Annotated in this window: 4 protein-coding genes; 1 reads left to right on the top strand and 3 read right to left on the bottom strand. The window is 69.8% G+C overall.

What is annotated here, in order from left to right; genetic code table 11:
- Positions 1-22: 22 nt before the first annotated feature.
- Positions 23-3,631 carry a chromosome segregation protein SMC gene (gene smc, locus D7W81_RS20030; protein ID WP_120556981.1) on the bottom strand — a complete coding sequence of 1,203 codons (3,609 nt, stop codon included), beginning with the start codon at positions 3,629-3,631 and terminating at the stop codon, positions 23-25.
- Positions 3,632-3,990: 359 nt separating this feature from the next.
- Between smc and D7W81_RS20035 the strand changes: the two genes are divergently transcribed.
- Positions 3,991-4,647, top strand: a complete 657-nt coding sequence (locus D7W81_RS20035) for a TapB family protein (protein WP_244227308.1) — start codon at positions 3,991-3,993, stop codon at positions 4,645-4,647.
- Between the two features lie 4 nt (positions 4,648-4,651).
- Here the strand turns inward: D7W81_RS20035 and D7W81_RS20040 are convergent, their stop codons facing one another.
- Both D7W81_RS20040 and D7W81_RS20045 read right to left on the bottom strand, forming a co-directional pair.
- Entirely contained in the window at positions 4,652-6,031 is a 1,380-nt protein-coding gene (locus tag D7W81_RS20040) for a hemolysin family protein (RefSeq protein ID WP_120556983.1), read from the bottom strand.
- Between the two features lie 11 nt (positions 6,032-6,042).
- Positions 6,043-6,858, bottom strand: coding sequence for a tetratricopeptide repeat protein (locus tag D7W81_RS20045; RefSeq protein WP_120556984.1), 816 nt, complete (start codon positions 6,856-6,858; stop codon positions 6,043-6,045).
- Positions 6,859-7,037 lie beyond the last annotated feature (179 nt).

Raw genomic sequence — 7,037 nt, forward strand, 5'->3', positions numbered from 1 at the left:
TCCGGCCCTGCCCTGCCGCGCCTTACGACGCGGCGGGGACCTTGTCGTCGTTGTGCGCGGAGGCCTCGCGCATCTTCACGCTGACCAGCTTGGAGATGCCCGGCTCCTCCATGGTGACGCCGTAGAGCGTGTCGGCGACCTCCATGGTGCGCTTGTTGTGGGTGATGAGGATGAACTGCGACTGGCGGCTCATCTCCTTCACCATGTCGTTGTAGCGGCCCACGTTGCCCTCATCCAGCGGGGCGTCGACCTCGTCCAGGAGGCAGAAGGGGGTGGGCTTGATGAGGAAGATGCCGAAGATGAGCGCCACGGCGGTGAGCGCCTTCTCGCCGCCGGAGAGCAGGTTGACGCTCTGGAGCTTCTTGCCCGGCGGCTGGGCCACGATTTCCACGCCCGGCTCGCCGTTGGGGCCCTCCTGCGTCAGCACGAGGCTGGCGCGGCCACCGCCGAACAGGCGCGGGAAGATGGCCTGGAACTTGTCGTTCACCACGTCGAAGGTCTGCTTGAAGCGCTCGCGGCTCGTCGCGTCGATGCGGACGATGGCTTCCTTCAGCTGGCTGATGGACGCCTGGAGGTCCGCGCGCTGGGTGGAGAGGAACTCGAAGCGCTTGGACAGCTCCTCGTGCTCGTCGATGGCGGTGAGGTTGATCTCCCCCATCTTCTCCACCTGGGCGCGCAGGTCCTTGAGCTCACCCTCCACCTCCGGCGAGAGCGGCGCCAGCAGGTGGTAGTTGTGCAGCTCCGCGGACAGCTCCAGCTGGTAGCGCTCGCGGATGCCGGCGGCCAGGTGCTCCAGCTCCAGGCCAATCTCCTTCTCGCGCAGGGTGATTTGGGACAGGCCCTGCATGAGCTCGTCCAGCCGGCCGCGCAGCTCGCGGAAGGCGGTGTCCTGCTCGCGCACCTCGGTGGTGGCGGTGGTGTGCGCGGTGCGGCGGGCCTCCAGGGCCTCCGCGGCCACGCGGTGCTCCTCCGCCCGCTGCTCCCGGGTGGCCTCCAGCTCCGCGAGCCGGCCCTGCAGCTGCTCCACCTTGGTGCGGCCGTCCGTCACGGTGGCCTGCAGGCGGCTGACGCGCGTCTCCATGTCCCGGCGCTGCGACACCAGGCTCTCCAGCTCCTTGCGGGCGGACTCGCCGCGCTCGCTGCCGGCGGCCACCTTCACGCGCAGGCCCATCAAGTCGGAGGACGCGGTGTCCGCGCGCTGGCGCAGCCCCTCCAGCTCCCCGGCGTACTGGCGCACGCGCTCCTCGCGCGCCTCGCGGTCCGCCTGGCCGTGGGCCACCTCGCCGCGGCTGGACTCCTCCTCGTTGGCGAGCGCGGTGTGGCTCTGCGCGAGCTGCCCCTCCTCGCCCTCCAGGGAGCGCAGGCGCTCGCGCACCCGGGCCAGGTCCTCGCTCGCCTTGTGGAGGTCCTTCTCCTGGCTGGCCAGGTTGACCTCCTCCGCGTGCTGCTCCTTGCCCAGGCCCTTGAGGACGGTCTCCGCCTGCCCCATCTGCTTCTGGAGCGTGTAGTGGCGGGTCAGGATTTCGTTGTAGCGCTCCTCCACGCGGGCCACTTCGGCCGCCAGCTCCGCGATCTCGCGCTTCTTCTGGAGCGCGCCCACCGCCGCGCCCTCGCGCTCACCGCCGGTGATGGAGCCGTCCGTGCGGAAGACCTCACCCTCCAGGGTGACGAGCGTGCACGGAACGGGAGTGCTCTCCGCGTACTCCCGCGCGGCCGGCAGGTCCTGGACGATGACCACGTCGCCCAGGAGCAGCTTGAGCACGGGCTCCAGCGCGGGCTCGCAGGACACTTCCTTCAGCGCGTGCGCCAGGACGCCCGGGCGCGAGAGGTCCGGCTCCACGAAGGCCCGGGCCTGCTCGCCGGAGGGCACCGGCAGGAAGGTGCCGCGCCCTTCGGAGTGGCCCTTCAGGTACTCCACCAGCTCCACGCCCTTCTCGCGGCTGTCCACGATGACGTGCTGGAGCCGCTCGCCCAGGGCGGCCTCCACCGCGCGCTCGAAGCGCGGCGAGTTCACCGTGAGGACATCCGCCACCAGGCCGAAGATGCCCTGCTCGCGGGCGGCCTCCGCCGCGCGCACCATGACGGCGCGCACGCCCCGGTCGAAGCCGTCGTAGTTCTTCTGGATGTCCTCCAGGGACGACAGGCGGCTGCGCTTGTCGCTCAGCTCCTCGCGCAGCGCGATGACCTGGACCTCGTTCTCTGTGAAGGCCTCGCGCGTGCGGGTGAGGGCCTCCTCCTCCTGGCCCCGGCGCTCGGCCAGCTCGGACGCCAGGTGGCGCGTGTCCTCCACGTGCCTGGCCGCCTGGGTGCGGACCGTGTCCAGCTCCTGCTCCTGGGCGCGCAGGGACTCCAGCTCACCGCCCAGCTTCGCGCGGCGGGACTCCAGGTCCGCGCGCTGGCGCGCGAGGTTGACCAGGTTGCTCTCGTGGTTCGCCAGGCGCGTGGCCACGGCGACCAGCCCGGCCCGCTCCTGCTCCAGGCGCAGGGAGATCTCCGTCTGGAGGACGGAGACGCGGCGCTGCTCCTCCAGGGCCACCTGCATGGCCACTTCGTCTTCCTTGTACGACCCGGCGATGCCCGACAGCTCCGCCTCGCGGGCCGTCATGGTCTGGACCACTTCCGCCTGCCGCGCGAGCAGCGCGTCCAGCTCCGCCTGCGCGGACTCCACGCGCGTGCCGGTCTCCTCGAAGTCGCGGCGGCCGTACGCCAGCTCCTGCGCTTCACGCTGCAGGGCGCTCTCCAGCGCGTGCACCTCGCCGGCGTACTGCTGGAGGGCCGCCCCTTCCGCGTCCAGCTCCGCGCGGCGCCGGGTGATGGCCTCCTCCAGGTCCTTCACCCGGTCCAGGCCCTCGCGCTCCTCGCCGCCCAGGTTCTCCAGGCGGGACTGGAGCACGCGCTTCTCCGCCATCAGCTCCAGCGAGCGGTGGCTGGTGGAGTGCAGGTCGATCTCCCGCATGCGCGCCTTGAGCTTGCGGTACTTCTCCGCCTTCTTCGCCTGACGCGACAGCGTGTCGAGCCGCTTCTCCAGCTCGCCCGTGATGTCGTTGACGCGCAGGAGGTTGGCCTCGGTGGCCTCCATCTTGCGCTCGGCGGCCTTGCGGCGGGCCTTGTACTTGGTGACGCCCGCGGCCTCCTCCAGCAGGTGCCGGCGGTCCTCCGGCTTGCTGGAGACGATGAGGCCCACGCGGCCCTGCTCGATGATGGAGTAGGCCTTGGTGCCCACGCCCGTGCCGAGGAACAGCTCGGTGATGTCCAGCAGGCGGCAGAGGGTCTTGTTGATGAGGTACTCGGAGTCGCCGTTGCGGAACAAGCGCCGCGTCACGGTGATCTCACTGAAGCCCTGGTACTGGGGCGCCAGCGTGTCCGTGTCATCCACGAGGAAGGTGAGCGACACCTCCGCCATGGACAGGGGCGGCTTGTTCTCCGAGCCGTTGAAGATGACGTCTTCCATGCCGCGGCCGCGCAGGTTCTTCGCGCTCTGCTCGCCCATCACCCAGCGGATGGCGTCCACGACGTTGGATTTGCCACACCCATTGGGGCCGACGACGCCCGTGACGCCCTCGTCGAAGGAGAAGACGCTCCGCTCCATGAACGACTTGAAGCCGGTGATGTCCAGGCGCTTGATTCGCATGCCAGCGGGCTCCCTACAGGCCGACGGTGAGACGGGGTGAAAACGCGCGCGAGGCCGGAAAATCGGCTCCGCAGCGTTTGGCAGGAGTACCAACGCACCCCACCGGGATCAAGCGTGACCATGCCACGCATGACCCTATGTCCAGTGCTACAGGCCGGTTGGTGCGCGGGCTCGCACCACCCTTGCAAAGCAGCCGGCCCACCCTACCTTCCCCTTGATCTTTCTGGAGGCGTCCTACGTTTCAGCCCTTGCTTGCCCTGTCGCTCCTCGTGGGCGCGTCCCCGACGTCTCAGGTAGCACCCCGGTCTGACATGGTGGCGGCGGCGGCGCCGGCCCCCTGTCCAAACCCCTGGTTTCCCATGGAGGACGGCCTGACGCTCACCTACCGGGCCGGCCGCTCCTCGGAGCTGGTGCTGGCGACGAAGGACGTCGCCCCCGCTCCGGATGGAACGGTGAAGGCCACGCTGGCCGTGAGCCTCAAGGGGCGCAGCGGCCAGACGGACCTCACCTGCGACGCACAAGGCGTCCGCACGGGCCTGGGCGGCCTGGAGGGCACGCTGCTGTCCGCGTCCGGCATGGACGTGCAGGTGGTGAACGCGGAAGGGGCGGCCGTGCCGGCGCCGTCCGTGATGGTGATGGGCGGCACCTGGAAGAACAGCCTGTCGGTGAAGCTCCAGCCGCCGGCCAAGAAGGGCGGCCTGCGCCCCACCATCGCCACGACCTTCGACAAGGAGGCCACGGTGGTGGGCGAGGAGGAGGTCACCGTCGCGGCGGGCACCTTCAAGGCGCTGAAGATCAAGAACATCACCACGGCCCGCGCCAGCCGCCCGGGCGCGGAGGGCCGCTCCATGGAGAGCTTCATGTGGTTCGCCCCGGACGTGGGCATCCTGAAGCTGACCACGGACGGCGAAACCAACCTGGAGCTGCTCAAGGTGGACCGGCCCAACGCCAAGGTGAAGCCGGCCTCCATCCAGGGCGGCGCGAAGAAGAAGGCCGTGAAGCCCGCCAAGGGCTAGGCCTTCACCCCGTCTCGCCGGACGGCACGGGCGGCTCCGTGGGGCGGCTGGCGCCGTCCTTGGGCACCGCGCTGGGGCGCGACTGCGGCTCCACCGTGACGCGCACCACGCGGGGGCCGTCCACCTCCTCCACGAGGATGCGCCACATGTCGAGCTTGAGGCTGTCGCCCTTCTCCGGCACCCGGCCCAGCTTCGTCATCAGGTAGCCGGCGATGGTGGTGACTTCGCCCTTCTCGTCGTCGTCCAGGTCGAAGTTCACGTCCAGCTGCGCTTCCAGGTCGTCCAGCTGCGCGGTGCCGGGCAGCTCGAAGCGGCCTCCGGGCAGCGCCCGCACCTCCTCCACGCGCCGGCCCAGCTCCGCCACGTCGCCCACCACCTCCGCCACCACGTCCGCGATGGTGACCAGCCCGGACGTGCCGCCGTGCTCGTCCACCACCATGGCGATCTGCCGGCGCCGGCGGCGGAACTCCGTCAGCAGCTGCTCCAGCGTCGCGTTCTCCGGGATGAAGAGCACCGGCCGCTGCACCTGGGACAGGCTGCGCAGCTCCCCGCGGGACAGGAGGAAGAACAGGTCCTTCACGTTCACCACGCCCTCGACCTCGTCGAGGTTGCCCCGGCACACCGGCAGCCACGTGTGCCCGGACGCGCGCGCGTCGATGACGTTCTTGTCCAGCGCCTCCTCCACGTCCAGGTAGCGCATCTGGTTGCGCGGCACCATCACCTGCCGCGCCGTCTTCTGCGCCATCTCCAGCGCGCGCTCCAGCAGCTCCGCCCGCGCCGTGGTGATGGCGCCCGCCTGCGCGGAGCTGTGCAGGATGACGCGCAGCTCGTCCTCGTTGGTGGCCTCGTGCGACTCGCTGGCGGAGTGCAGGCCGAACGCCTTGAGCACCAGCCCCGCCAGCCAGTTGAGCAGCCGGATGGCCGGGTAGAAGAGGAAGTAGAACGCGCGCATGGGCAGCGCCACCGCGAGCGTCGTCTGCTCCGCGCGCTGGATGGCGACGCTCTTGGGCGCCAGCTCCCCCATCACGATGTGCAGGAACGTGATGATGCTGAAGCCGACGATGCCCGCCGCCGTGGAGCCGTACTTCGCCGCCATCGCCTCCGGCAGCACCTTCTCCATCACCGGGTGCAGCAGGTGTTCGAACGCGGGCTCACCCAGCCAGCCCAGGCCCAGCGACGCCAGCGTGATGCCGAACTGGGTCGCGGACAGGTACGCGTCCAGCTCGCTCACCATCTTCAGGGCCATGCCCGCGCCGGGCGTGCCCTCGTCCACCAGGGACTGCAGGCGCGTGGCGCGGATCTTCACGATGGCGAACTCCGTCGCCACGAAGAAACCGTTCGCGACGACCAGCAGCAGCGCCAGCCCCAGGAAAACCCATTCCATGTGTGATTCCCTCAGAAGAGGGCTTCGAAGTCCGGATCGCCCTTGAGCACGTCGAACATGGGGTCCGCGGACAGCCACCCCAGGACCTTCTGCCGGTCCGCCGCCAGCGCCTTCTGCAGGTACTGGACGGCGTCCTTCGGACGTCCCCACAGCGCGTACAGCGCCGCCAGGTTGTAGTTGAGCAGCAGGTCCTCCGCGTTGAGCGCCCGGGCGCGCTCATAGGCGCGCTCCGCTTCCGCGTAGAAGCCCTTCTGTGCGTAGCAGATGCCCAGGTCCAGCTGCGCCTCGAAGTTGTCCGGCTCCAGCCGCACCACTTCCTTCAGCTGGGTGATGGAGGAGCGGTAGTCCCCCTCGTCCATCATCAGCGCCGCCAGCTCGTGCCGGGGGAAGGCGTCCTGCGGATCCAGCTCGATGGCGGCCTGCAGCTCGCGCATCGCCTCCTCCACCCGCCCCTGGTCCGCGTAGGTGAGGCCCAGGTTGAGGTGGGCGTCCGGGTACTCCGGATCCAGCTCGATGGCTTCCTTGTACTCCTCCACCGCCATCTCGCTGGCGTGGGTGGAGAGGAAGCAGGCCAGGTTGTAGTGGGCGGTGGCGCTCTCCGGCTCCAGCTTCAGCGCGGTGAGGTACTCCGCCAGCGCCTCGCGGAACTGCTTCTTCTCCGCGTAGACCGTGGCCAGGTTGTCGTGCGCGTGCGCCGACGTGGGGTCCAGGTCGATGGCTTTCCTGAACTCCTTGATGGCCTCGTCCAGCCAGCCGCGATCCGCCAGCTCGATGCCGCGGGTGTTGTGCTCGTCGGACAGAGCGATGTTGTCCTTTTCCCGGGCCATGGGCGCGCGGCAATCTACGCGTCGCGCGTTTCCCCGTGCAAGGTAGAGTTTCCCCTTGCCCATGCGCCACGCCGCCCTGCTGCTCCTGCTGTCGCTCGCCGCCTGTCATCCCCGCCCTGTCACGCCCACGGTTCCGCCTCCGGGAATGGAGCCGTCCGCCACCCCGAGCAGCCTGACGT

This window comes from Corallococcus aberystwythensis (genome assembly GCF_003612165.1).
Lineage (GTDB): Bacteria > Myxococcota > Myxococcia > Myxococcales > Myxococcaceae > Corallococcus > Corallococcus aberystwythensis.

Coding starts and splice junctions, on each gene's coding strand:
- D7W81_RS20040 (WP_120556983.1), bottom strand. CDS start 6,031: ATGGAATGGGTTTTCCTGGGGCTGGCGCTGCTGCTGGTCGTCGCGAAC.
- D7W81_RS20035 (WP_244227308.1), top strand. CDS start 3,991: ATGGAGGACGGCCTGACGCTCACCTACCGGGCCGGCCGCTCCTCGGAG.
- smc (WP_120556981.1), bottom strand. CDS start 3,631: ATGCGAATCAAGCGCCTGGACATCACCGGCTTCAAGTCGTTCATGGAG.
- D7W81_RS20045 (WP_120556984.1), bottom strand. CDS start 6,858: ATGGCCCGGGAAAAGGACAACATCGCTCTGTCCGACGAGCACAACACC.